Source organism: Flintibacter hominis, assembly GCF_014287965.1.
In the GTDB taxonomy this organism is placed as follows: domain Bacteria; phylum Bacillota; class Clostridia; order Oscillospirales; family Oscillospiraceae; genus Lawsonibacter; species Lawsonibacter aceti.
Genome location: NZ_JACOPO010000005.1, coordinates 70,521 through 93,710, shown reverse-complemented (window position 1 = coordinate 93,710; position 23,190 = coordinate 70,521). Strand labels below are relative to the sequence as shown.

Here is a 23,190-nt window from a genome sequence, read left to right as displayed (position 1 = left end):
AAAGTCAACGCTATATAACGTAGAACAGCGCCCCCTTCTATGTGGAAGGGGGCGCTGTTCATTTTTATATGGTCCGTCAGACCTCCATGATGACAGGCAGGATCATGGGGGACCGCTTGGTCTTTTTATAGAGGTAGTTGGACAGGTCGCCCTTGATGGCCCCCTTGATGGCGGACCAGTCGGTGGCGTATCGGCCGTCCACGGACTGGATGGCCTCCAGGGCCACCTGGCGCAGCTCCTCCATCAGCCCCTCGGACTCCTTCACATAGACGAAGCCCCGTGTGATGATATCCGGGCCGGACACCAGAGCGCCGTCCTCGCCGGACATGGACAGGACCACCACGATCATGCCGTCCTGGGCCAAGTGCCGCCGGTCCCGAAGGACCACGCTGCCCACGTCGCCCACGCCGTAGCCATCCACAAAGACCTGCCCGGCGGTGACGGTACCCGCCAGCTTGGCGGAGGAATGGGTCAGCTCAATGACCCGGCCGATGTCGCCGATGATGACCTGGTTGGGGGTCATGCCCATCTGCTGGGCCAGCTTGGCGTGGATCTGGAGCATCCGCTGCTCCCCGTGGACGGGGATGAAAAACCTGGGCTTGACCAGGGCGTGGACAATTTTCAGCTCCTCCTGACAGGCGTGGCCGGATACATGGAGGGTCATCTCCCGCTCGTTCATCACCTCCACGCCCTTGCGGTACAGCTCGTTGACCACGTTGCCGATGGCGTTCTCGTTGCCTGGAATGGCGGAGGCGGAGATAATGACCCGGTCTCCGGGGAGCAGGTCCACCTGGCGGTGGGTGTTGAAGGCCATGCGGGTGAGGGCGGACATGGTCTCGCCCTGGCTGCCGGTGGTGATGATGCACACCCGGTCCTTGGGCAGTGACTTGATGTGGTTCAGGTCCATGAGCACTCCGTCTGGGATGTTCATATAGCCCAGCTCGGAGGAGACCTTCATCACGTTCTCCATGGACCGGCCGGTGACCGCCACCTTCCGGCCGTACCGGGCCGCCACGTCGATGATCTGCTGAATGCGGTCCACGTTGGAGGCAAAGGTGGTGATGATGATGCGCTCCTCACACCCCCGGAACAGGGCGTCAAAGGAGGCGCCCACGCTGCGCTCGCTGCGGGTATAGCCGGGGCGCTCCACATTGGTGGAGTCTGCCAGAAGGGCCAGCACGCCCTCCTTGCCCAGCTCGCCCAGGCGGGCCAGGTCCATCATCCCCCCCTGGATGGGGGTGGTGTCGATCTTAAAGTCGCCGGTGTGGACACAGGTTCCCACAGGGCACTTGATGGCAAAGGCCACCGCGTCGGCAATAGAGTGGTTGACGTGGATAAATTCCACGCTGAATTTCCCCGCCTTGACCACATCCCCCGCCTCGCAGGTGATGAGCTTGGTCTTATCCAGCAGACGGTGCTCCTCCAGCTTCAGCTTAATGAGGCCCGCGGACATCCGGGTGGCGTAGATAGGGGCGTTGATGGAGCGGAGGACATAGGGCAGGGCGCCAATGTGGTCCTCATGTCCGTGGGTGATAAAGATGCCCCGAATCTTCTGCTGGTTCTTAATGAGATAGCTGACATCGGGGATGACTACGTCGATGCCGTACATATCGTCGTCGGGAAAGCCCATGCCGCAGTCCACCACCACGATGTCGCCGCCGTACTCGTAAACCGTGAGGTTCTTGCCGATCTCGTTGAGGCCGCCAAGAGGAATGATTTTCAATTTTTCAGCCATAAATACTCCTTATCGTCGTTTTAATTTGGATGTAGCGGCGAAAGGACCCACAAAAACCAGCCGTGCCCCACGGCACAGCTACTGGACGGAAGGACTGCCCCCCTCCGGCCCTGCCTCGCCGGAGGGGAAAATGGTCCCTTCGCCTGTCTAGTGGATCTCGCCTTGGTCCCCTGTGGGCCGGCCCCGCCTGTTACTCACGGTTTGGGCGCACAGGATATATTTAAACGCGCGGGCCTGGGGCCCATACGCGCATAAATCAAAAACAAAGCCAATTACTGGCACAGATAGTATACCACACTTTTTTCTAAAAGTATACTATTGCTTTCAAGAGAACAAAAGAACTACTTTTTATCCCTTTCTTGGGCACATTGTTCAGAAATGGCCCGGTCCAGCTGGGCCGCCCGCCCGGCGTAGAAATCGCACAGCTCGGCGGCGATCTCCAGGTCGGGGCCCTCGCCCACCACCCGAAGGGCGGACCGGCGGGCCAGGGGGACCAGATAGACCCAGCCACCCCCGGTGTGGACACGTAGGCCCTCGCCCCCGCAGGTCCGGCCCTGCTCCCGAACCATAGCCTCCATGACCCGCCCCCGGTCTGAGGAGAGGGGGACCTCCCGCCGCCAGGAGGAGAAGCGGGGGGTCTTGGAGATCAGCGCGTCCAGCTTTTGGCCCGATACGCCCATCCGAGCGCAAATCCGGGCTGCGGCGCTGGGCGCCGACCAAAACCAAGGTTGAGCGGCATACAGGTCTCTGGCTGGCTTTCCGTCCCGGTCCAGCCGCAGGACGGTCCCGTCATAACCGGCGGCTACCAAGTCCACCGCGGCGCTGGCCCCGGAGGGGACGGCCAGTCTGCCAGAACCGTTCTCCATCTCGATGAGGGCCACCAGGGCCAGCAGCTGGCTGGAATCCAGGATGGCGCCCCGCTCATCCTGGGCGGTAAGACAGAAGCCGCCGTGGCTGGCCCGGAAGGCCGGGATGCCCGGCCGCCAGCGGTCCTCCACCTGGCAGCCCAGGGACAGGAGGACCGCCCGTATGGCCCGGTCATCCGGGCCATTTCCCTCCACCGCTACCGTCACCCGGCGGAGGGCGGGGTGACCCAGTGAGGCGGCGGCAGCCACTTGGTCGGCCCACTGCCTCCGCGTTAGTTCCAGACGCTCCATCTGCCCCACCTGCCGGGCTCGGACCCGCCGGAACTCCCCCTGGAGAAGGGCGTGCTCCAGCTTCCGCTCCCTGGCCCGCTCCAGAGGCAGGCCCTGGCGGTCAAAGAAATGGAGAAAGACGCGCTCCTCCCCTTCCTCTATAAAGAGGGAGATGGGCAGCATACGGCTGGCGGACACCCAGGCTCCCTGGACGGGGCTGTCCAGGCCATAGGTCAGCACCTGACCACCTGCGGCCGCGGCTCCCGCCGCGGCCGCCCGGGCCAGCATTCTGGCTCCGGGAGTATTGGAACATCCTAGTCCAACCTGGCCCTCCACACCCAGGACGCTGCCGATCCCCAGCAGGGCGTCTGGCCCCAGATCCTCGCCCAGCACGCCCCGGATCACCCCGCCATCCCCGAAGCGGTGCACTCCCTTCTGGCTGCCGCTGGTGATAGATCGGGCCAGCCGACAGCCAGCGGGGGCTGTCTGCCCAGGCCACAGACGCACCCGCTCCAACAGGATGGCCCCCTCCTCCGCCAGGGCGTTGTCCCCCAGCACAGCTCCATCCTTCAAAATAGACTTCTTTTGAGCGGCAGAGCCGGGGCATAAAATGGTGCCGTCCAGTGAGGCCCTAGAGTCTACGGCGGTTCCTTCCAGCAGGACGGACCGCTGGACCACCGCCCGTTCTCCCACCCGGCACTCTCTGCTGATTACCGCATAGGGGCCTACAATGGCGCCTGGTTCCAGTTCCACATCCCGGTCGATCCAGCAGGGTGGCGTCAGCGTGATTCCTTGGGGAAGAGATTGGGCGGACCAGATTCCGTCGCTCCGCTGGGGAATATTCAGGTCCATTGTTACCCGTCCATCCAGGGTGTCCTGAACACACTTAAGGTAGGCTCCGCAGTCCCCCATATCGCACCAGTAGCCCTCCAGGGGACAGCCGTACAGAGGCATCCTCTGTTCCAGCAGGGTAGGGAACAGGTCCTTGCCAAAGTCAAAGGGGCCCTGCTGGGGCACCAGCTCCATAGCCCGTGGGGATAGGATATAGATGCCCGTATTTACCATGTTAGTGACCACCTGGCCCCAGGAGGGTTTTTCCACAAACCGCTGTACACGCCCCTGCTCGTCGGTGAGGACCAGACCGTACTCCAGAGGCTTGGGGTGGGCGTAGAGCACCAGAGTAGCGCAACTCTCCCGCTCCTGATGCGCCTGGATGGCTTCAGTCAGGTCCAGGTCGCAGACACAGTCCCCGCTGATGACCAGGAAGTCCTCCCGCCCCAGGTGGGACAGGCAGTTTCTAACACTTCCGGCGGTCCCCAGAGGCTCCTCCTCTACAAAATAGGTCAGCTGGACGCCCAGCTGTTCCCCACTGCCAAAGTAGTCCATCACTGACTGGGGTTTGTAGCACAGAGTGACACAGATATCGGTGATGTGGTGGCGCTTTAACAGGGTGATAATGTGCTCCATTACCGGCCGCCCGAACAGGGGAGTCATGGGCTTTGGGACACCAAGGGATAGGGGCCGCAACCGGGTGCCTTCCCCGCCGGCCATAATAACTGCTTTCATGGACCGCTACCGTCCTTTCCTTTGTTAGTAACGGTTAGTATGGTCCGGCCGGTTGCCTTTCATGCCAACCGGCAGCTTGTCCAGTTCAATTGAATATGATATACTTTGGAAAAACAGGAGGGACTGGATATGGACATCAAGCCGGGGCGCTACCGCCATTTTAAAGGGAGTGAATACCAGGTGCTCGGTTCCGCCACGCACTCGGAGACCGGGGAGGCTATGGTGGTCTACCGGGCCTTATACGGGGAGGGCGGACTGTGGGTCCGGCCGGCCGTTATGTGGAGCGAGTGGATAACGCGGGACGGGTATTCTGGCCCTCGTTTTATCTTTGTGGGGGATATAGGATGAATATTCAGATTTTTGGAAAAAGCAAGTGCTTCGACACCAAAAAGGCGGAGCGATGGTTTAAGGAACGGCGCATCAAATTTCAGGCTGTGGACGTAAAAAAGTATGGCATGAGCCTGGGGGAGCTGACCAGCGTGAAAAACGCCGTGGGACTAGCCACCATGGTAGACACGGGCCACCCGGACGCGGCGCTGCTGTCCTATCTGGCCTCCGACCAAGCTAAACTGGAGAAGCTCTACCAGGACCCGACTTTGCTCCGCACCCCAATCGTCAGGAATGGCAGGCAGGCCACCGTGGGCTACTGTCCCGACGTCTGGGCCCACTGGCAATAAAGTCCTATTTATCGGACATAGGCTCTGCTATCCTTGAGTCGAGAAAGGAGAGATGCCCTGTGGCAAAAAGCGCCAATCAAAAATCCAAGCTGCTCTATCTGTCCAAGATCCTGCTGGAGCAGACGGACGAGGATCACCCCATCACCGTCCCTGAGATGATTCAGGAGCTGGCCAAGCGGGACATCAAAGCGGAGCGAAAGAGTATCTATGACGACCTTGAGACACTCTCCTTGTTCGGCCTGGATGTTCAGAGCCGCAAGGGCCGTTCACCAGGCTGGTTCATCGGTTCCCGAGAGTTTGAGCTGCCAGAGCTGAAGCTGCTCATGGACGCAGTGCAGTCCTCCCGTTTTATCACCCAGAAAAAGAGCGACGCCCTGATTCGCAAGCTAGAGGGGCTGGCTAGCATCCACCAGGCCCGGCAGCTCCAACGCCAGGTCTATGTCAGCGGGCGGATCAAGGTGATGAACGAGAGCATCTATTATAATGTAGACAGGCTCCATGGGGCGCTGTCCGCGCAGAAGGCCATCACCTTCAAATATTTCGACTACGACATTTCTCGCCAGAAGGTCTTTCGCCGGGACGGCAAGCGGTATACTGTCTCCCCTTATGGCCTGATTTGGGACAACGAGAACTACTACCTGGTAGCCTTTGATCATGTCAATCAGGAAATGCGCCACTACCGGGTGGACAAGATGGCAGATATCGTAGTCACCAATCTTCCTCGCTCCGGCCAGGAGCAGTATCCCAACTTTCAGGTGGCCTCCTACGGCCAGAAGCACTTTGCCATGTATTCCGGCAAAGAGATGACAGTTACCCTTCGGGGCCGCCAATCTATGGCCGGCGTGGTCTGGGACCGCTTCGGACAGGACATCATTCTGGTCCCTGACGGGGAGTCCCACTTTCGGGTCACCCTCTCTCTAGTCATGAGCCCCCAGTTTTTAGGCTGGCTTTTTGCCTTAGACGGTATCGAGCTGGTGGCCCCCCAGGAGGCTGTGGATTTATACCGCCAGCGGCTCGTCTCTATTCAAGCGGCATATCAAGATGTAAGTTTGTGATCTTGTCTACCAAATGTCTACCAAAAAAAGCGGGAAAGCGCTGGGAAACGTGGCTTTCCCGCTTTTCCATTTTCTGGGCGTCTACCAGATGTCTACCAAGGGTACTTTTTCTTTGGAAAAGTGCCCTTTTTTATTTGCTCTTAGCGGGTTTTCCTCACCTTTTTTGCTGTGCAAGGGGCGTTATACAGGGCTGATGCCATAAAAAGTCCTCAAAGCCTCGAAAAAATGGGGATTTTGTCAGAAAAGTCCCCGAAAAAATTTAAGGAGGAATCCCGAATGAGAAACTTGAAACGGGCTCTTAGCCTGGCTCTGGCTTCCGTCATGGTCATGGGCCTGATGGTAGTCGGCACCGGCGCGAGCTACGTCGATGTGTCTTCCGAGCAGAATCAGGAAGCCATCGAAGTTCTCCAGGCCGTCGGTGTTATGACCGGCGACGAGAACGGCAACTTCAACCCCGACGCCAACGTCACCCGTAATGAGATGGCCGTGGTCATGTCCAACCTGCTGGACTACACCGTGTCCAGCTACAAGGGCACTGCGCCCTTCAGCGACGTGCCCTCCTGGGCCGAGCCCTATGTGGCCGCCTGTTACACCAACGGCATCATCGCCGGCTACGATGCCAAGACCTTCGGCGGCAATGACTCCGTCACTACTGGCCAGGCCGCTCTGATGCTGCTGAAGGCCCTGGGCTACTTCCAGTATCAGTCCGATTTCGGCGATGACTGGCTGGTGGAGACCACCAAGCAAGGCTCCTTGGCTGGCCTGTTCGACGACGTGGACACCGGCGCCACCCAGGCTCTGACCCGCAACGATGTGGCCCAGATGGTCCTGAACGCTCTGGAGGCCACAATGGTCCAGTACAGCGGCAACGGCGGCACCACCATCAAGGGCGACGGCTATGAAATCACCACTGGCAAGGCCACCTATGATGACCGCACCAGCACCGACAAGAAGTACGGCAAAATCAACGACGAGAGCGCCAACAACAATGGCAAGTACATTGTGCAACTTGGCGAGGACCTGTACGACGGCGATCTGACCAAGCGTCCCGGCAGCGACGACTTTGGCCGTCCCGCCAACTCCTGGAAGTATCAGAGCACCGAGGTCGGCACCTACTCCGAGGCCCCCGACTACACCTATGTGGGCAAGGTGACCAAGGGCACCCTGTACTCTGACGTGGGCAAGACTGTTGTCAACAACATCAACTCCACCATCGGTACTGCTGACGTTAACAATCAGAAGTACGGTGTCACCGTGTCTGTGGACGGCACCCCCGTCACTGTCAGCAAGGGCGATCTGTTTGACTCCAACAGCTCCGCCCACATCCAGGGTGATGGCAAGAACCTGACTGGAAACGGCGTACAGACTGAGGTCTATGTGGACAACAGCGCCTACACCATTGAGATCTGCGTGATCAACACCTATGTGATGCAGGCCACTGGCGACTACAACGAGTCCAAGGAGACTCTGAACGTGGATGTCCTGTCCGGCCCCGCCAAGGAGAACTCCCTGGATCTGGAGGACTTTGACACCCTGGCCGCTTACGGCGAGGATGACTATATCCTGTATACCTACGCCAACAATGAGGTGCAGACCATCGCCAAGGCCACCCTGGTCCAGGGCGAGGTTGAGTCCTCCACCAAGAACTCCGTCACCATCGACGGCACCAGCTACAGCTACGCCAAGGTCCGCTCCGATGATACTGCCGCTGGCGGCGAGGACGGCCTGACCGCTTTCACCGCCGGTGAGAACGCCAGCATCGTGCTGGACGCCTATGGCAAGCTGATCTGGGTGGACGACGCCAGCCTGTCCGTGGGCAACTACATCTATGTGGACGCCGCCGACACCACCATGCTGGGCAAGAACGCCGTGGCCGGCGCCTACACCGCCGACGGCACCTATGACGAGATCACCGTTAAGAAGATCAAGGGCGATAATGTGGGTGGTTCCGGTGTGGACGAGATTACCGATGCCACTGAGATTTACGAGTATCTCACTGGTAAGGGTGCTTCTGCCCCCTTCAATACCGCACACAAGAACTGGTATTCCTATACTGTGGACTCCAGCGACCGCTACACCCTGACTGTCACTTCCACCGGCAAGACCGTTAAGAGCGATGTGGTGGGCGAATCCGTCCGCTTCCTGACTGCTGACACCAGCATCCGGGGCAACAGCGACACCGTGTTTATCGTGGACGACGGCAGCGATATCACCGTCTACACCGGCGTGAACAGCGCCCCCACTGTTACTGCAAAGAGTGGTGAAGATGTCATCGTGTCCTACCTGAAGGTGGACGACAAGGCCAGCAAGAGCTACGCATCCCTGGTCTTTGTGGACGCCTCCGATGCCACTATTGACGACAGCACCGCTTCCAGCGACCTGATGTTCGTGCTGAAGCTGAACAAGACCTACAAGGACGCCAACGACACCGTGAACGTCTATGATGTGGTGCTGAACGGCGAGAAGACCACCGTGGAGTCCACCGACACTCTGACTGTGGGCGAGATGTACTACAAGATTAAGACCGACAGTGATGAGCGCGTCACGGATGACAGCAAGGTGTTCACCACTGCTGCTGGCGGTGAGTACCGAAAGGTCGCTCTAGTCAACGCTACTGTAGAGTACAGCTCCGGCGCTCTGCGCGTGGGCACCACCGACTTCACCGTTGCTGAGGACGCCCAGATCAACCTGGTCCTCATGAAGGGCGCCGGCGATGTGATGACCGACAGCGCCGCTGATTTCGAGGTCTACTCTGTTTCCGCCCGCGGCCTGGAGAGCTCCCTGAAGGGCTATGCCGTTTCCGGCACCTTCTACGCTGTCACCACCGAGGATGACAACGACGAGCTGGGCACTCTGTATGTGGTAGTCAAGGGCTCCAGCGATGGTATCACCGGCTCCACCCTGACTCCCGATGATATTGATAACATGAACGAGATGGAAGCCGGCGACGTGCTGGTGGGCGACAAGGATGACATTGATGGAATCACTGGCGCTCCCTCCGACATGGCCGAGGGTGGCCACGTCTTCCTGGCCTTCGAGGCTTCCAAGGGCGACGAGATCACCCTGACCATCACCGACTCCGATGGTGATGTGGTTTACAAGGAAGAGACCGGCGAGATGAGCAAGGGCGGCACCTTCCGCTTCTATGTCAGCCTGACCGGCCATAACGCCGCCACTGGCGGTAAGAGCGGCGCCTGGGTCAGCGAGGACGCCGGAAATGCCACTCCTGGTGAGGAAGCTGCCAAGGGCACCTACGCCTTCTCTATCATCGGCGGTACTGATGACGTCTACGGCGCTTTCACCGTGGAATAATCTCACCCGCTGAAACAGCAAATACCAACGGCCCCCTTTGGCCCAAGCCAAAGGGGGCCCTTTAATTATTAGAGTTGTTGTTTTGGCTCCCCCAGAGGGGAGCTGTCAGCCATAGGCTGACTGAGGAGGCGACCAGGGCAGGTTTTGCCCCCTCCACACGGCGGCCACATGGAGCCGCCCCTGCAAGAGGACTGAGGGGTCCGGTATCGGGGCACACAGCTCGGCACCCTCCCCACAGGGGGAGGCTTTGGACTGCCGCCCAAGCCCTCTCTATCCAACACAAAAAACCGCCCCGAAATGGGACGGTTTCCTACATTTTTGGGGAAATTACAGTGCCCTTCTGCCTTGAATACCATCTTGATTTCGGCGGGCAAATGTGATACAGTTCCGTTATTCACCGGACACGGTGTGGAAACGAGGTTATATCATGAAAAAGCGTCTGGTCATTGTGGGGCTGGGCCTGATCGGCGGTTCCCTTGCCAAGGCCCTCCGGGGCTTTGAGGACTATGAGATCATCGGCGTGGACGTGAGCCAGCCCACCCTTCGCTACGCCATGGAACAGGATATCGTGGACCGGGCCGAGGCGGACCCAGTCCGGGCGCTGGCGGAGGGCGACCTGGTATTTTTATGCCTCCATCCCCAGGGCATCGTAGAATTTATGACCGAGCACCGGAACCATTTCAGGCCTGGCTCCATGGTGACCGATGTGTGCGGGGTAAAGGGGGCCATTTTGAAGGGGGCCGGGGTACTGCCTGACACTGTTTCCTTTGTGGGAGGGCACCCCATGGCGGGTACGGAGTTCTCTGGCATTCAGCACGCCCTGGCCAATATGTTCCACGGGGCCCACTATATCCTAACCCCGAATAACCAATCCAGCCCGGAGCATCTGGCTCTTATGGAGCGGCTGGCTCGGTACATCGGCTGCGCGGATGTGGTCCAGACCACGGCGGAGCAGCACGACGCCATCATCGCCTACACCAGCCAGATGATGCACGTTATCGCCGTTTCCGTGTGCGACGACCCTAGCCTATTCGACTATCAGGGCTTTGAGGGGGACTCTTTCCGGGGCTGCACCCGGGTGGCCGCTCTGGATGTGCCCCTGTGGACCCAGCTCTTCTCCATGAACGCTGAGGCCTTGGGCCGGGCCCTGGAGCAGTTGGAGGAGAACATCCGACAGTACCGTCAGGCTATCCAGTCCGGGGACCTGGAGGGGTTGAGCGAGAAGCTGGCCCGCTCCTCCGCACGGAAGCGGAAAATGAACCGGATGGAGGCCAGCAGCGGCGCTGTGGGCCGGGACCGCTGGGAGGGTTCCAGAGATGGGGCCACGACATCGGAATCCTGAACGACAAAGGCCCCTGACCTTCCTGGTCAGGGGCCTTTGTCTGTGTGTTGTAAAAGGGAGGAGAAAAAGGAAGATATCTTGAGTACGGATTTATTATAAAATAGAATTAAGGCAATACTATGTCCTCCCCATGAATTTTTTGTAAACACTGTCAGTCCTATAAACGACGAAGACCTCCGGCATACCGGAGGTCTCCATCTGTGTGTTGTAAAGGAGAGGGAGAAATGGAAGATGCATTTTGTTCCCTTGGAACGGTTTTATCATAGAATAGAATTAAGGCAAAACAATGACCCTGGTATGAACAGTTTGTAAATACTTCTCTCCGGCCTTCCAAGAGGACGGAAAAATTTACCTGTCCGGCCCCGCCTTTTTCTTGACGGAGGCCAGTTGCCGTGGGATAATAAAACGATACAGATCAATCCGGTCATCCTTGGCCGGTTCGGGAGGCATCTGTCCGCTATGAACTTTTTGATCCGTGCCTGTCTGGGGGGCGGCGCGCCCCAGGCTCCTGCCACCAGGCTTCTCTGCGGCACCATCTCCGGCGCCGCAGGCATCTTTCTCAATGTGCTGCTGTTTCTGGGTAAGGTGATCGCCGGCACGCTCACCTCCTCTGTGGCCATGGTGGCTGACGCGGTAAATAACTTATCTGACGCCGCGACCTCGGTGGTCACCCTCATCGGCTTTCGGCTCGCTGGCCAGGAGGCGGACGAGGACCACCCCTTCGGCCACGGGCGCGTGGAATATATTGCCGGACTGATCGTGGCGATGGCTATTCTGCTCATGGGGGTGGAGGTGGGCCGGTCTGCCCTGGAGTCCCTGTTCGGCCAGTCTGAAACTCAATATTCGCCAGTGGCTCTGGTCATTCTAGCGGCGGCCATCCTGGTGAAATTTTGGATGTACTGGTTCAACCGCAGCCTGGGCCGGGCCATTGACTCCGCCGCCATGGAGGCCACCGCCGCAGACTCCCTGTCCGACTGCCTGTCCACCGGCGTAGTCCTTCTCTCCACCCTTGCCGATCATTTCTGGGGGCTTCAGGTGGACGGATTGGCCGGCCTGCTGGTGGCCGCCTTTATTCTCAAGACAGGGTGGGAGGCCGCCAGGGACACCCTGGACCCTTTGCTGGGGCGGCCCATGGACCCGGAGCTCGCCGCGGACATCGACCGCATCGTGCTGGGCCACGACCACATTTTGGGCATCCACGACCTGGTCTACCACGATTATGGCCCCGGTCGAGCCATGATGTCCTTCCACGCCGAGGTCCCAGCGGACGGAGATTTTTTGGAGCTCCATGACATTATCGACCATATCGAGCGGGAACTGAAGGAGAAGCACCACATTGACACCTCCATCCATATGGACCCGGTCGTATGTGACGACAGCACCTCCGCTCTTCGAGAGCAGGTGGCCGCCATCGCCCGGGAGATCGACCCCGTGCTCACCATCCATGATTTCCGCATTACCCCTGGCCCAATTCACACTAACCTAATTTTTGACGTCATGGTGCCATATGGGTTCCGGCTGAAGGATGCCCAGGTGCGGGAACAGCTTACCGAGGGAATTAAGGGGCTGTCCGGCCATTACTTCCCCGTCATCCAGGTGGACCACTCCTATGTGGCCTCCGGTGACCAGGGGTAGGGGAAATGTGGGAGCAATTTACAAATTATTCACCTAACACTGGGGTTTCGCGCTATAATAAAGGTATCCCATACACAAATTACATTGAGAAAAGAGGGTACGGCTATGCCAAAGAAGGTTTTGATCGTGGAGGATGATGGCAACATCGCCGAGCTGCTCCACCTCTATCTGGAGAAAGAGGGGTTCGAAACCCAGGTAGCCCAGGATGGCGGTAAGGGTGTAGAGCTGTTTCGCTCCTTTCAGCCCGATCTAGTGCTTCTGGATATTATGCTCCCCATTATGGACGGCTGGTCTGTGCTGAAGAAGATTCGGGAGGGGGATAAGACCCCTGTTATTATGCTCACCGCAAAGGGCGAAACGGAGGACAAGGTCACAGGTCTGGAGCAGGGCGCCGATGACTACATTGTCAAACCCTTCGAGATGAAAGAGGTGCTGGCCCGTATCCATGCCGTTCTGCGCCGCACCATGGGGGAGGAGGAGCAGACCAGCAAAAAGCTGACCTTCGATAAGCTGGTCATCAACCTGGATTCCTATGAGCTGTTGGTAGACGGCCAGCGGGTGGATACGCCCCCCAAGGAATTGGAGCTGTTGTTCCATCTGGCCTCTGCTCCCAACCGGGTATTTACCCGAAACCAGCTTCTGGACGAGGTATGGGGCTTCGATTATTTCGGTGACAGCCGGACTGTGGACGTCCATATCAAGCGGCTTCGGGAAAAGCTGGAGAATGTCAGTGACCAGTGGCGGCTGAAGACTGTTTGGGGTGTGGGTTATAAATTTGAGGTGGGCGGAAATGCCTGAACCCGCTGACATCGGACGGATATGACAAACTGCCTAAGGAGGTGAAGCCTTTGCGTTCGTTATATAAACGTCAGCTAGCTATGATGGTGGGGATTGTCGCGCTGTCCTTTACTCTTCTGTCCACCGCCTTTATGATGCTCTCTTACCGCTATATCATTTCAGAGAAACGGGACGCGATGGAACGCAATGCCGGCTATATCGCTATGTTTGCCTCCTCCTTTTATCAGCAGCTTCGCAGTGAGCCGTTCCAGAACTATGTCGCCTCCATCGCCCTGATCTCAGATTCTTATGTGATTGTAGCCGCCCCGGATGGCGAGATCATCTATGCTACGGACGGCGTCAATTTTTATGCGTATGAAAACAGCAAAGTCCCTGAGTCAGTGGTGTCCCAGGTGCTGGAACGGGGCTCTTATGCCGGTATGACCAGTCTGGGCGGAATCTTCCCGGAGCGGCGCTATCTGGCCAGCCTGCCTATTACCGTCAGCTTGAATAACCTGTCAGTCACCCAGGGGCTGGTGCTGGTGTCTGCCGACGCCTCCAGCCTAGCGGAGATGTGGTCGGCCACCGCCACCATTTTCTTTTTTACCGCTGTGGTGGTGCTGCTGATTGCCTTCGTCGCCAGCTCCCTCTTTTCCGCCCACCAGGCCCGGCCTCTAAACGAGATGGCCGAGGCAGCCCGAAAATTTGGCCGTGGAGAGTTTGATGTCCGGGTCACTAGCTATGAGGGGCGGTGTGATGAGATCAGCACCCTGGCCGAGGCGTTCAATACCATGGCCAACTCCCTGGCCAAGGTAGAGAGCCAGCGATCAGAATTTATTGCCAATGTATCCCACGAGCTGAAGACCCCCATGACCACCATCTCCGGCTTTGCCGAGGGAATCCTGGACGGGACCATCCCGCCCGAACGGGAGAAGGAATCTCTACAAATCGTGGTATCTGAAACCAGGCGATTGTCCCGGCTAGTCCGGCGGATGCTGGATCTGGCTCGGCTCAACGCCCTGACAGAGAACACCGTCACCGCCCAGGAGCAGTTCGACCTCACCGAGGTGGTGTCCCAGGTTATCATTAGCCTGGAGAGCAAGATCACCGGCCGGAATTTGGATGTAGACGTCCAGATGCCCGACGAGAAGCTAATGGTCTGGGGGGACCCGGATTCCATCACCCAGGTCTGCTATAATCTTTTGGACAACGCGGCGAAGTTTGCCGCCGCCGGTACTGCTATCACTGTCCAGATCACAAAGAAGGATGGGAAGGCTTACACCACCATCCGAAATCTGGGCTCTACGATCCCCAAGGATGAACTGCCCCTCCTCTTTGAGCGATTCCACAAGGCAGACTACTCCCGCTCCATGGACCGTGAGGGTGTGGGGCTGGGGTTGTATATCGTCAAGACGATTTTGGGCAACCTAAAGGAGACTATCACAGCGACCAGCGAGGACGGCGTCACTCAGTTTACCTTTACCCTGACGTTGGCCTGACATTTGGACATCCCGGTTTGGAGGGAGTTTATGGACAACAAACATGACGGTCTCTGGCAGGGCGGCCCCTGGGAACAGCCCAGTCAGCCGGTGCCCAACCTGCCCTACATCCCTGTCCCAGCAGCGGGGATTCCCGTCCTGCGCCCCAGAAAGAGGAGGAGAAAGTGGCCTTGGATCACCGGGCTGGCCATTTTGGTCCTTGCCCTGTGTCTGCTTACTATTGTGCTGGGGCGCCACCTGTCCTTCTCTTTGAGCGGGCCGGGTTATCTGCCCGCAAGCCCAGGGGAGGACTGGTGGGCCCAGCAGGAGGAATACAGCACTGACCCGCCGAACATCCGGCAGGCGCCCACGGGGACCGGGGTGACCCTTCCGCTCCAGGCAGCTGACGGACCGGCGCTGACCTATACCCAAATCTATGAGAAGAACGCCCCCTCCATCGTGTCCATCGAGTCCCAGAGCCAGTCGGAGTATGGCACGGGTACAGGTATCATCATGACGGAAGACGGCTATATTATCACCAATGCCCATGTAGTAGCTGGCGCTGACGAGGTCCGGGTGGCCCTGTCGAACAACAGCGTTTTACAGGCCAGCCTGGTAGGATTCGACGCGGATGAGGACTTAGCTGTGTTGAAGGTGGATGCCTCCGGACTGACTCCGGCGGAGTTTGGGGACTCCGCCGCGCTGCGCATCGGCGATCCGGTCGCCGCCATCGGGGACCCGCTGGGCTACCGCTCCACCATTACGGACGGCATCATCTCCGCCCTGGACCGGGAGGTAGAGGTAGATGGTACTACCATGGTGTTGATCCAGACCAGCGCGGCTATCAACTTTGGCAACTCCGGCGGCGCCCTTATCAACCAATATGGCCAGGTGGTGGGGGTGACCACCATTAAGATCGTCACGGAGGACGGCTCTGCCGAGGCACTGGGCTTCGCTATCCCCACCACGCGGGTGAAATATGTGGTGGACCGGCTAATCGACGGACAGGTCATCCACACCGGAGTCTTCGGCTTTACTGTGTACACCTTTCCCGCAGAGGGCGGGGGCCTGGAGATCATGGATGTGACCCCATCCAGCGACGCCTACGCCAAGGGCATCCGCCCCGGCGATATCCTATTGGCCGCCAACGGCCAGACCATCACCAGCACCCAGGATCTGACCCGGCTGAAGCAGTCCCTGGGGCTGGGCGATACGGTATCCCTGACCTATCTCCGGGATGGACAGAGCTACACAGTAGATGTGGCTCTGGTAGACCCACAAGAAGACAACAGATGACCCTTCAGCGGGGTTGTCCAGCCGGCGCTTACACGGGAGAATACCTCCCTGGTGAGGGTCGGCCTTCTCATGTTCTTAGTTTTTGGTTGCCCTAGGCCGGACGTCATGGTATACTTTGAGAGAAAAGAGGGATCGTATGATCAATACCACCCTGTGCTATCTCCAGCGGGGCGAGGAATACCTCATGCTCCACCGGGTCAAAAAGGAAAACGATCTGAATCAGGACAAGTGGATCGGTGTAGGAGGCAAGTTCGAGGACAAGGAGAGCCCGGAGGACTGTGCCTTGCGGGAGATACGGGAGGAGACCGGCCTTACCGCGACAGGCTACCGCTACCGCGGACTCGTCACATTCCTCTCCGACCGCTGGCCCACTGAGTATATGCACCTGTTTACTGTCCACAGCTGGACAGGTGAGCTGAAGGAGTGCGACGAGGGGGATCTAGAGTGGGTCCCCAAAGCCAGGCTAAAGGAGCTCCCCCTCTGGGATGGGGACCACATCTTTCTCGACCTTTTAGACCAGGACGCCCCCTTCTTTTCCCTGAAGTTGAGCTATGTGGGGGACAAGCTGGTGGAGGCCGTTCTGAATGGCCGGCATCTGAAGGGAGGGCCTATGGGTGGGGACCTTAGCTACTCAGAATGAGGGTGCGTGCCCTGCACGAGTCCTTGTTTCCAAGACAGAAAGGAGGGTTGAGCATGAAGCCTGAATACGCCAATACCTTTGGTATCCGCAAGGTGTCGGACAAGGACGGAGAGGTCCTGGAGGTCACCTTGGATATCGCCTATAAATATATGGAGACCGCCATGACCGTCACACCAAAAGGTATGGAGAATATCTCCACGCCCGCCGCTGACTATGTGGCGTCCATCGTAATGAACCGGCAGAGCGCCATCTCCCTACGCAATCTGCTGATTCAGACCCTGGGGACTGAGCCGTAAAAAGAGAGCGGATACTTCTGTATCCGCTCTCTTTTTATCTCTTATGACTGGGGCAGGTGGAGATCCGCCTCGGTCAGAGGGGTGTCGTAGGGATTGACCAGCTCATTGAGCGTTGGCAGGATATCCTCCGCCTGGTAGAGGAAGCAGTATGAAAAGCCCTTATAGGTCTTGGTGCCGTCCCCCTTTAGCGTGTCCTGGCGGATCCCAGTGGAGAGATCTACCTGGAGGGCCTGGGTAGCAAAGTAGATCATTTCCTCCAGTTCCAGGTCCGTTTTAACATAGGTCTGGAAAATCTTGATAAATTCTGTTACCCTTGTGACTGAGTTCCAGGACACCACCTTCTTGGCCAGTTGGGTCAGCAGCTGCCGCTGCATCTCCCCCCGCTGTACATCACTGTACCACTGGTTAGCCCTATAATTGGGACTGTCCTCATTGTCGTGGCGGTAGCGGACCGCCTCCATGGCGCCCTGCCCGTCCACCTTGTGGACCCCCTTGGTAAAATGAATATGCAGATTCTGGTATGGGTCATCGTAGTTCATATCTAAGGGGATATCCAGTTCTACGCCGCCCAGCTCATCCACCAGGGCTATAAAGCCCTCCAAGTCCACCAGAACGTAGTAGTCAATGGGGATGCCAAAGGTGTGCTCGATCTCTTCCTTCAATACGTCCGGCCCTGCCCCGTAGAAAGCCCCGTTAATTTTGGGATTTTTGCGCCAGGTCCGCTCCACCGCCGTGTCCCGCGGGATGGAGATCATTCCCACTTTCCGATTTGGAATGTCAAAGCTGACCACGATGATGCTGTCCGTGTTGCCACTGTCCACGTCTTTGCCCAGTAGGACGAAATTATACACCAGCTCCCGGCGCTGGGGCCCCTGAGGCGTGCTAATATCGGTATCTCCGCTCCCATCCTCCTGCCCCCCGTTGATCACGGGGGGCGGATCAGGGGTCTGGATTGGGGGCGGCTTGATGGTCATTGTCCAGCCCACATAGACGGCTACGATTACAGCGGAGAGAAAAACCAGGAATTTATAAAATCCCCAGAATAAGGATTTGTGCCCGCTGCCTTTCCTGGGCGGCCCTCCCCGGCGCTGGGGACGGGCCGGCTCCCGCCTGGGTGCTGTCCGGCGAGCACCACCCTGGCGGGATACGCTGACATATTTTTCTTCCAGGGCGATCCTCCCCCTTCCCGTGCGAATACCCTTTCAGTATAGCGGTTTCGTCTGCCTTCGACAAGGGGGAAAGAGGTGTATTCATAAAAAATTAAATTTTTCCAGCCCCGCCCCAAAACTTTGACAGAGCGCGGTCGGGGCATACAGGCAGGCATCCGCCTACTGAATCGACCCGGAGTTCACACCAATGTTTCCTCCACCAGCGCCCATACCTGTTCTATGGAAAGCCCCTTGCAGGAGTAGGTCACCAGGGCTCCGTCATCATGGAGGACGGAAAAGCTCACACGGGGGCCGTCGGAATCCCCCTGGTCAGCCAGGGTATAGGCCCTGGCTTCCACTATCTCCCGGCTCATGTCCACTGCCCGGAACACTGGGGAATGGAAGGTGTCGTAGTATTCTTCCGGCACACTGTCCGCCCAGGGGATGGAGTACAGGCGCACATCGTAGGTTTCTGGCCGGGCCGTATCCACCAGATTTCCCCACTCCGCATCTCCCTCGGGCAGCTCCACCCGGATAGTCACATCGTCATATCCCCAGCTCCAACGCAGGTACAGTGTGTGCTCGCTGCCCTCCTGGTAGGTCATCCTGCTGTAGAACTCGTCATAGCCGGAGAGATCTTCCGCAGGAAGATAGGAGACGAAATCCACCTCCTGCCGGGCATCCTCCAGGGAGGAAAATTCCGCCGCCCGCCACTCCGGCACCTCCTCCGCCTTCAACAGGTGGTCCAGGTACAGGCCGCCGTCCTGGGACAGGGCCTGCCGCACCAGCAGGGCATTGAACATCTGTGCGCCTCCCTGGACCAGCGAGGCACTCTCTCCATATTCCGAACCAAAAATTCCACCTGAATTTTCAAACCGGACGCCCACCTCTCCGGCCATGAACTCGCTGCAGCAGGTATAAAGGCCGCCTTCTTCTCGGCTCCAGCCGGTGACCGGGGTCCCCATCACATCGGTACTCTCTACATCGGAGTAAAGACCGCACTGGAGGGGCAGCTCCCCCGGCCGCAAGGTCAAGGTAAAAGAACTGTCCGCCTCCTCATTTTCCCCCCAAATATTCAGCCACAGCAGGCTCCCGCTCCTGTCGTACAGGGCCGAGCCGGTGAGTGTGTAGCCCTGCCAAAACAGCATCCAGGGCAGATTTCCTGAATCGTTTTTTGGGTTTTCTACCTCCGGCTTGCCCTCTGGCCCCCAAAAGGTCCTTTGGATCTGCTCTTTTGTCAGTTCCTGGGAGAAAGAACCCTCTATCAGATACCGGGCCGGGGCGGCGTCCGCCGCCAATTCTCCGTCCACCCTCTGGTAGTCCACATAGGGAATACATGGCAGCATCATTTTTTCTCCGTCAGGCCCCTCTGCCACAGTGAACCCAGACGGGGGTTCCTCCCCAGGGCCGTAGGTGTCTTTGATCCCTGGATAGATGGCGTCGGCAGCCGTCTGTCCCCCTGGCGGGGCTGGTTGGGCCAAATGCCACACGCCCAGTCCCAGGGCCAAGGCACAGCAGGCCGCCAACGCCCCCCACCTGTGTCCCCACCTTGTCCGACTGGGGGCTGCCCGGCCTGTTGACAGACTATTTTCTCCCAGGGCCAGGAGCCGTTTATGGGTTTCCTGGGAAATTTCCTGCCGTTCAAGATACGATTTGTAATATTTCATTTAAATTCTCCTTTTCGTTGTCCGCTCTTGCAGTCCTCTTCTGACTCCAGCAGCTTCTTCAGCCTCTGTCTGGCTCTGGTCAGACGGGAGCGGACTGTGCCCGGCCGCTGTCCGGTCATGTGGGCAATCTCCCGAGTGGAGTATCCCGCATAGTAGAAAAGATGGATGACCGTTCGGTCCTCCGGGGGGAGAGAAAACAGCTCCTCCAGCGCTGCCCTCTCCTCCAGGGCGGGGGCGGGCAGCGTGTCCGGCAGGGGGCCCACCCGCCGCCAAGCGAGTCTAAGGCGGCTCTTACAGCCGTTGACCAGCACCCGCATCAGCCAGGCGTCCGGACGATCCAGGTCCGCCGGGGCTTTTTCCAAAAATACCAGAAAGGCATCCTGCACCGCGTCCTCCGCCTCCTGAGAATCACCCAGAATGGCCAGCGCTGCCCGATACAGGCGGTTTTCGTTGTCTGTGACTAGGGCTTCCCAATCCACCGGCCGGTTGGATATATGGGGCATAGGGCCACCTCCTTTCGTAAATTTAGACGTTTTAACAGGGCATTTTGCTGCACGGCGGTAAAAATATTTGAAAAAAGAGCCGCCCATCGGGCGGCTCCCACACTGTTTTTAAAAGATAATATCCCGGCTGATCTCAGCCAGGGAGTGGACACCGCACATGGCCATGGTGTCCTCCAGCTCTCCCTTCAGCTTCCGCGTCAGCGCCTTGACGCCCTCAATCCCACCGCCGTAGACCGCGGTGACATAGGGCCGGGCCAGAATGACCGCGTCAGCCCCCAGGGCCAGCGCCTTGCACACATCCACGCCAGTGCGGATGCCGCCGTCCACCAGGACTGTCATCTGGCCTTTTACCGCATCCGCAATGGCAGGCAGGACGGCCGCGGTGGCGGGAACTCCATCCAGCACACGTCCTCCATGGTTGGACACCACAATACCAGCGGCGCCCGCCTCCAGGGCTTTTCTGGCTCCCTTGACGGTCATGACACCCTTGATGAGAAAGGGCACGCCCGCATAGTCGATGATCTCTCGAAGCTCTGCCACCGTCTTGGAGCCCGCCGGCGGGGTCAACCCCTTCAGGAAGGGCAGTCCCGCAGCGTCGATGTCCATGGCAAATACTTTGGCGCCGGAGGCCTTGGCATCATCCAGCTTGGCAAAAATGGTATCCCGGTCCCAGGGCTTGACAGTGGGGATCCCCTTCCCGCCGTTCTGTCCAATGGCCTTGGCGGCCCCGGCAAAGACCTCCGGGTCTGCCCCATCTCCGGTAAAGGCGGCGATCCCCGCCTGGGCACAGCCGGGGACCAGGATGTCGTTGTAGGCCAAGTCGGTGAGCTTGTCCCCGTAGTGGAGCTTGACCGCGCCCACTGGGCCGGCAAAGACAGGCAGCTCATACCTCTGGCCGAAAAAGGTATAGCTAGTGTCTACCAGCTGGTTGACTGTGATGGTATCCATATTCAGACAGATGTCCTGCCATGCCTCGTAGTTTCGGATGGCCACAGTGCCGCTGCCCTTTGCTCCGGGGCCCGGCATGGTATTCTTACAGGCCCGGCCATTGCATACGGGGCAGGCTTTACAGTATGGGCCGCTGCAGGTGCGGGCTGCCTCCAGTATCTCTTGATAGGTCATAAAAAACCCCTCCTCACTTTTCTCTCCCAATCATACCGTTCTCCCGGTCATTCGTCAAGAAAAAGTGGAAGGGGTCCGTAATTACAGGCCGGTCTGGGCCTTGGTCAGCTCCTCTGCGATGTTGAGCACATGGTCGCCAATGCGTTCAAAGTCGGTGAGCAGCTCGGAGTAGAGGATGCATGCCTCCTGGTTGCAGGTGCCCTCCTTCATTCGCTGCAGCTGACCGCGGCGGAAGCTGTCGGTCATATCGTCGATCTTCTGCTCCATCTGGGCCACCTCGGACAGCCACTGGGGCTGACCGGCCTGGTAGTGGAGCAGGGCGGAGATGGCCTCCAGAGAGATGTCACGCATAGCACTGATCTCACTCTGGGCGGTTTCGGAGAAGGAGATGTTTTTGCCCACCAGCATCCGGGTATAGCCAGCCAGATTGTCCGCGTGGTCGCCAATACGCTCGATGTTGCCAGAGATGGTGAAGAAGCTGCTGACCACAGCGGAGCCTTGCTCGTTGGTTTCAATCGAGATCAGGTGAGACACATAGCGGGAGATCTCCCGGTTCAAAAAGTCGATATACTCCTCCCGCTGCTCCACCTGGACCAGCTGCTCCTGATCCCGGGCCAGTACGGCCCGGAAGCTGTCCGCCACGTTGTCCCGTGCCATGGACAGCATCCGGTTGAGCTCGTTGCGCAGTTGATCGATGACAATGGCAGATACACCCAGGCCGCCCTCTTTGCCTCCGGCTTGGATGGGGGTGAGATAGGCCAGGGTCATGCTCTCTTGGTCTTCGGTCTCCACAGCCTGGTCAGGTAGGATGCGGATAGCCAGCTTGGCCAGATAATTGCCCAGAGGAAGCAGGACCAGGGTAGTCGTGATGTTAAAGACAGTATGGGTCATGGCGATTTGAGCCATGGGGTCAGTGGGGATCAGATGGGACAAGGTCCTGCCCACCTCACCCGGAAGAACTAAGGTGCCTTCTACCACGGCAGCGATAGGAAAGAGAACAAACAGAGTGGTAAAGATCGCGGTGCCAATCAGGTTGAACATCAAGTGGATAAGAGTAGCCCGCTTGGCATTCCGGTTGGTACCGATGGCTGCCAGCACGGCGGTGATACAGGTGCCGATGTTCTGACCGAACAGGACAAAAACTGAGCTGGCATAGCTGATCACGCCGCTGCTGGCCAGAGCCTGGAGGATACCCACCGAGGCGGAGGAGGACTGGATGACGGCAGTAAAGGCCGCACCGGCCAGGATTCCCAACAGAGGATTAGAGAAGGTGGACATGATACGGATAAAGGGTTCGGAATCCCGCAATGGAGACATGGAGGAGCTCATCATGCCCATTCCGATAAACAACACGCCCAACCCGGCCAGGATCTGGCCGATGTGCTGGAGCTTCGGCTCCTTGACAAAGACCATCAGCACCACGCCCACAAAGGCAAACATAGGGGCCAGCTCACCCACATCCAGGGCAATGAGCAGGCCGGTAACCGTGGTACCAATGTTGGCGCCCATGATGATCCAGACCGCCTGGCCCAGAGTCATCATCCCGGCGTTTACAAAGCCTACCACCATCACTGTGGTAGCGGAGGAGGACTGGATGACAGCGGTGATGGCCGCACCCACCAGCACGCCCAAAAAGCGGTTGGCGGTAAGCCGCTCCAGAATACTCTTCATCCGTGCGCCGGCGGCAGCCTCCAGGCCGGAACTCATCATCTGCATCCCATGCAAAAACAATGCCAGGCCGCCCAGCAGCCCCAATATTTCTGAAATGCCCATCTCTTTCTTCCCTTTCTCTCGCAGCCCTTCCC

At 58.6% G+C, this 23,190-nt stretch carries 18 protein-coding genes; 11 read left to right on the top strand and 7 right to left on the bottom strand.

Features of this window, described 5'->3' with window-relative positions:
- Positions 1–76 precede the first annotated feature (76 nt).
- Positions 77–1,735: a ribonuclease J gene (locus H8S11_RS08915; RefSeq protein ID WP_186852889.1), complete on the bottom strand. Its 1,659-nt coding sequence runs from the start codon at positions 1,733–1,735 to the stop codon at positions 77–79.
- Between the two features lie 341 nt (positions 1,736–2,076).
- Positions 2,077–4,437 carry a sugar phosphate nucleotidyltransferase gene (locus tag H8S11_RS08910; RefSeq protein ID WP_186852888.1) on the bottom strand — a complete coding sequence of 787 codons (2,361 nt, stop codon included), beginning with the start codon at positions 4,435–4,437 and terminating at the stop codon, positions 2,077–2,079.
- A gap of 129 nt (positions 4,438–4,566) precedes the next feature.
- Here H8S11_RS08910 and H8S11_RS08905 point away from each other — a divergent pair, with 129 nt between their 5' ends.
- The 11 genes from H8S11_RS08905 to H8S11_RS08855 all read left to right on the top strand — a co-directional run bounded on the left by H8S11_RS08905 (position 4,567) and on the right by H8S11_RS08855 (position 16,945).
- Positions 4,567–4,785: a DUF1653 domain-containing protein gene (locus H8S11_RS08905; RefSeq protein WP_147572394.1), complete on the top strand. Its 219-nt coding sequence runs from the start codon at positions 4,567–4,569 to the stop codon at positions 4,783–4,785.
- Positions 4,782–5,114 (top strand): arsenate reductase family protein, encoded by a 333-nt coding sequence (locus tag H8S11_RS08900; RefSeq protein WP_186852887.1) that lies wholly within the window; start codon positions 4,782–4,784, stop codon positions 5,112–5,114. Before H8S11_RS08905 ends, H8S11_RS08900 begins: the two co-directional genes overlap by 4 nt.
- Before the next feature lie 59 nt (positions 5,115–5,173).
- On the top strand, positions 5,174–6,169 hold the full coding sequence (locus H8S11_RS08895; protein WP_186852886.1) for a helix-turn-helix transcriptional regulator: 996 nt from the start codon (positions 5,174–5,176) through the stop codon (positions 6,167–6,169).
- A 276-nt stretch (positions 6,170–6,445) separates the two neighbouring features.
- A complete protein-coding gene (locus H8S11_RS08890; protein WP_186852885.1) occupies positions 6,446–9,481 on the top strand; it encodes an S-layer homology domain-containing protein in 3,036 nt (1,011 codons plus the stop codon).
- A 427-nt stretch (positions 9,482–9,908) separates the two neighbouring features.
- On the top strand, positions 9,909–10,823 hold the full coding sequence (locus tag H8S11_RS08885; protein ID WP_186852884.1) for a prephenate dehydrogenase: 915 nt from the start codon (positions 9,909–9,911) through the stop codon (positions 10,821–10,823).
- Positions 10,824–11,282: 459 nt separating this feature from the next.
- Positions 11,283–12,458, top strand: coding sequence for a cation diffusion facilitator family transporter (locus tag H8S11_RS08880; protein WP_186852883.1), 1,176 nt, complete (start codon positions 11,283–11,285; stop codon positions 12,456–12,458).
- Positions 12,459–12,563: 105 nt separating this feature from the next.
- On the top strand, positions 12,564–13,256 hold the full coding sequence (locus tag H8S11_RS08875; RefSeq protein ID WP_147572387.1) for a response regulator transcription factor: 693 nt from the start codon (positions 12,564–12,566) through the stop codon (positions 13,254–13,256).
- Between the two features lie 50 nt (positions 13,257–13,306).
- Positions 13,307–14,734, top strand: coding sequence for a sensor histidine kinase (locus H8S11_RS08870; protein ID WP_147572386.1), 1,428 nt, complete (start codon positions 13,307–13,309; stop codon positions 14,732–14,734).
- Positions 14,735–14,764: 30 nt separating this feature from the next.
- Positions 14,765–16,009, top strand: a complete 1,245-nt coding sequence (locus H8S11_RS08865) for a S1C family serine protease (protein WP_186852882.1) — start codon at positions 14,765–14,767, stop codon at positions 16,007–16,009.
- Positions 16,010–16,145: 136 nt separating this feature from the next.
- Positions 16,146–16,649, top strand: a complete 504-nt coding sequence (locus H8S11_RS08860; protein ID WP_186852881.1) for an NUDIX hydrolase — start codon at positions 16,146–16,148, stop codon at positions 16,647–16,649.
- 53 nt (positions 16,650–16,702) lie between these two features.
- Positions 16,703–16,945: a hypothetical protein gene (locus H8S11_RS08855; RefSeq protein ID WP_186852880.1), complete on the top strand. Its 243-nt coding sequence runs from the start codon at positions 16,703–16,705 to the stop codon at positions 16,943–16,945.
- 41 nt (positions 16,946–16,986) lie between these two features.
- Here H8S11_RS08855 and H8S11_RS08850 read toward each other — a convergent pair whose 3' ends face one another.
- The 5 genes from H8S11_RS08850 to H8S11_RS08830 form a co-directional block, all read right to left on the bottom strand.
- Positions 16,987–17,919, bottom strand: a complete 933-nt coding sequence (locus tag H8S11_RS08850; RefSeq protein ID WP_243201004.1) for an LCP family protein — start codon at positions 17,917–17,919, stop codon at positions 16,987–16,989.
- A gap of 374 nt (positions 17,920–18,293) precedes the next feature.
- Positions 18,294–19,760: a hypothetical protein gene (locus tag H8S11_RS08845; RefSeq protein WP_186852879.1), complete on the bottom strand. Its 1,467-nt coding sequence runs from the start codon at positions 19,758–19,760 to the stop codon at positions 18,294–18,296.
- Positions 19,757–20,263, bottom strand: coding sequence for an RNA polymerase sigma factor (locus H8S11_RS08840; protein ID WP_186852878.1), 507 nt, complete (start codon positions 20,261–20,263; stop codon positions 19,757–19,759). The genes H8S11_RS08845 and H8S11_RS08840 overlap by 4 nt, the downstream gene beginning before the upstream one ends.
- Positions 20,264–20,371: 108 nt before the next feature.
- Positions 20,372–21,385, bottom strand: a complete 1,014-nt coding sequence (locus tag H8S11_RS08835; protein WP_186852877.1) for an alpha-hydroxy-acid oxidizing protein — start codon at positions 21,383–21,385, stop codon at positions 20,372–20,374.
- Between the two features lie 81 nt (positions 21,386–21,466).
- Positions 21,467–23,158, bottom strand: coding sequence for a Na/Pi cotransporter family protein (locus tag H8S11_RS08830; protein ID WP_147572378.1), 1,692 nt, complete (start codon positions 23,156–23,158; stop codon positions 21,467–21,469).
- Positions 23,159–23,190: the final 32 nt, after the last annotated feature.

Bases quoted from the DNA above. Each gene is read 5' to 3' on its own strand.
- H8S11_RS08915 (WP_186852889.1), bottom strand. From the start codon at position 1,735: ATGGCTGAAAAATTGAAAATCATTCCTCTTGGCGGCCTCAACGAGATC.
- H8S11_RS08910 (WP_186852888.1), bottom strand. From the start codon at position 4,437: ATGAAAGCAGTTATTATGGCCGGCGGGGAAGGCACCCGGTTGCGGCCC.
- H8S11_RS08905 (WP_147572394.1), top strand. From the start codon at position 4,567: ATGGACATCAAGCCGGGGCGCTACCGCCATTTTAAAGGGAGTGAATAC.
- H8S11_RS08900 (WP_186852887.1), top strand. From the start codon at position 4,782: ATGAATATTCAGATTTTTGGAAAAAGCAAGTGCTTCGACACCAAAAAG.
- H8S11_RS08890 (WP_186852885.1), top strand. From the start codon at position 6,446: ATGAGAAACTTGAAACGGGCTCTTAGCCTGGCTCTGGCTTCCGTCATG.
- H8S11_RS08885 (WP_186852884.1), top strand. From the start codon at position 9,909: ATGAAAAAGCGTCTGGTCATTGTGGGGCTGGGCCTGATCGGCGGTTCC.
- H8S11_RS08880 (WP_186852883.1), top strand. From the start codon at position 11,283: ATGAACTTTTTGATCCGTGCCTGTCTGGGGGGCGGCGCGCCCCAGGCT.
- H8S11_RS08875 (WP_147572387.1), top strand. From the start codon at position 12,564: ATGCCAAAGAAGGTTTTGATCGTGGAGGATGATGGCAACATCGCCGAG.
- H8S11_RS08865 (WP_186852882.1), top strand. From the start codon at position 14,765: ATGGACAACAAACATGACGGTCTCTGGCAGGGCGGCCCCTGGGAACAG.
- H8S11_RS08860 (WP_186852881.1), top strand. From the start codon at position 16,146: ATGATCAATACCACCCTGTGCTATCTCCAGCGGGGCGAGGAATACCTC.
- H8S11_RS08855 (WP_186852880.1), top strand. From the start codon at position 16,703: ATGAAGCCTGAATACGCCAATACCTTTGGTATCCGCAAGGTGTCGGAC.
- H8S11_RS08850 (WP_243201004.1), bottom strand. From the start codon at position 17,919: ATGACCATCAAGCCGCCCCCAATCCAGACCCCTGATCCGCCCCCCGTG.
- H8S11_RS08845 (WP_186852879.1), bottom strand. From the start codon at position 19,760: ATGAAATATTACAAATCGTATCTTGAACGGCAGGAAATTTCCCAGGAA.
- H8S11_RS08840 (WP_186852878.1), bottom strand. From the start codon at position 20,263: ATGCCCCATATATCCAACCGGCCGGTGGATTGGGAAGCCCTAGTCACA.
- H8S11_RS08835 (WP_186852877.1), bottom strand. From the start codon at position 21,385: ATGACCTATCAAGAGATACTGGAGGCAGCCCGCACCTGCAGCGGCCCA.
- H8S11_RS08830 (WP_147572378.1), bottom strand. From the start codon at position 23,158: ATGGGCATTTCAGAAATATTGGGGCTGCTGGGCGGCCTGGCATTGTTT.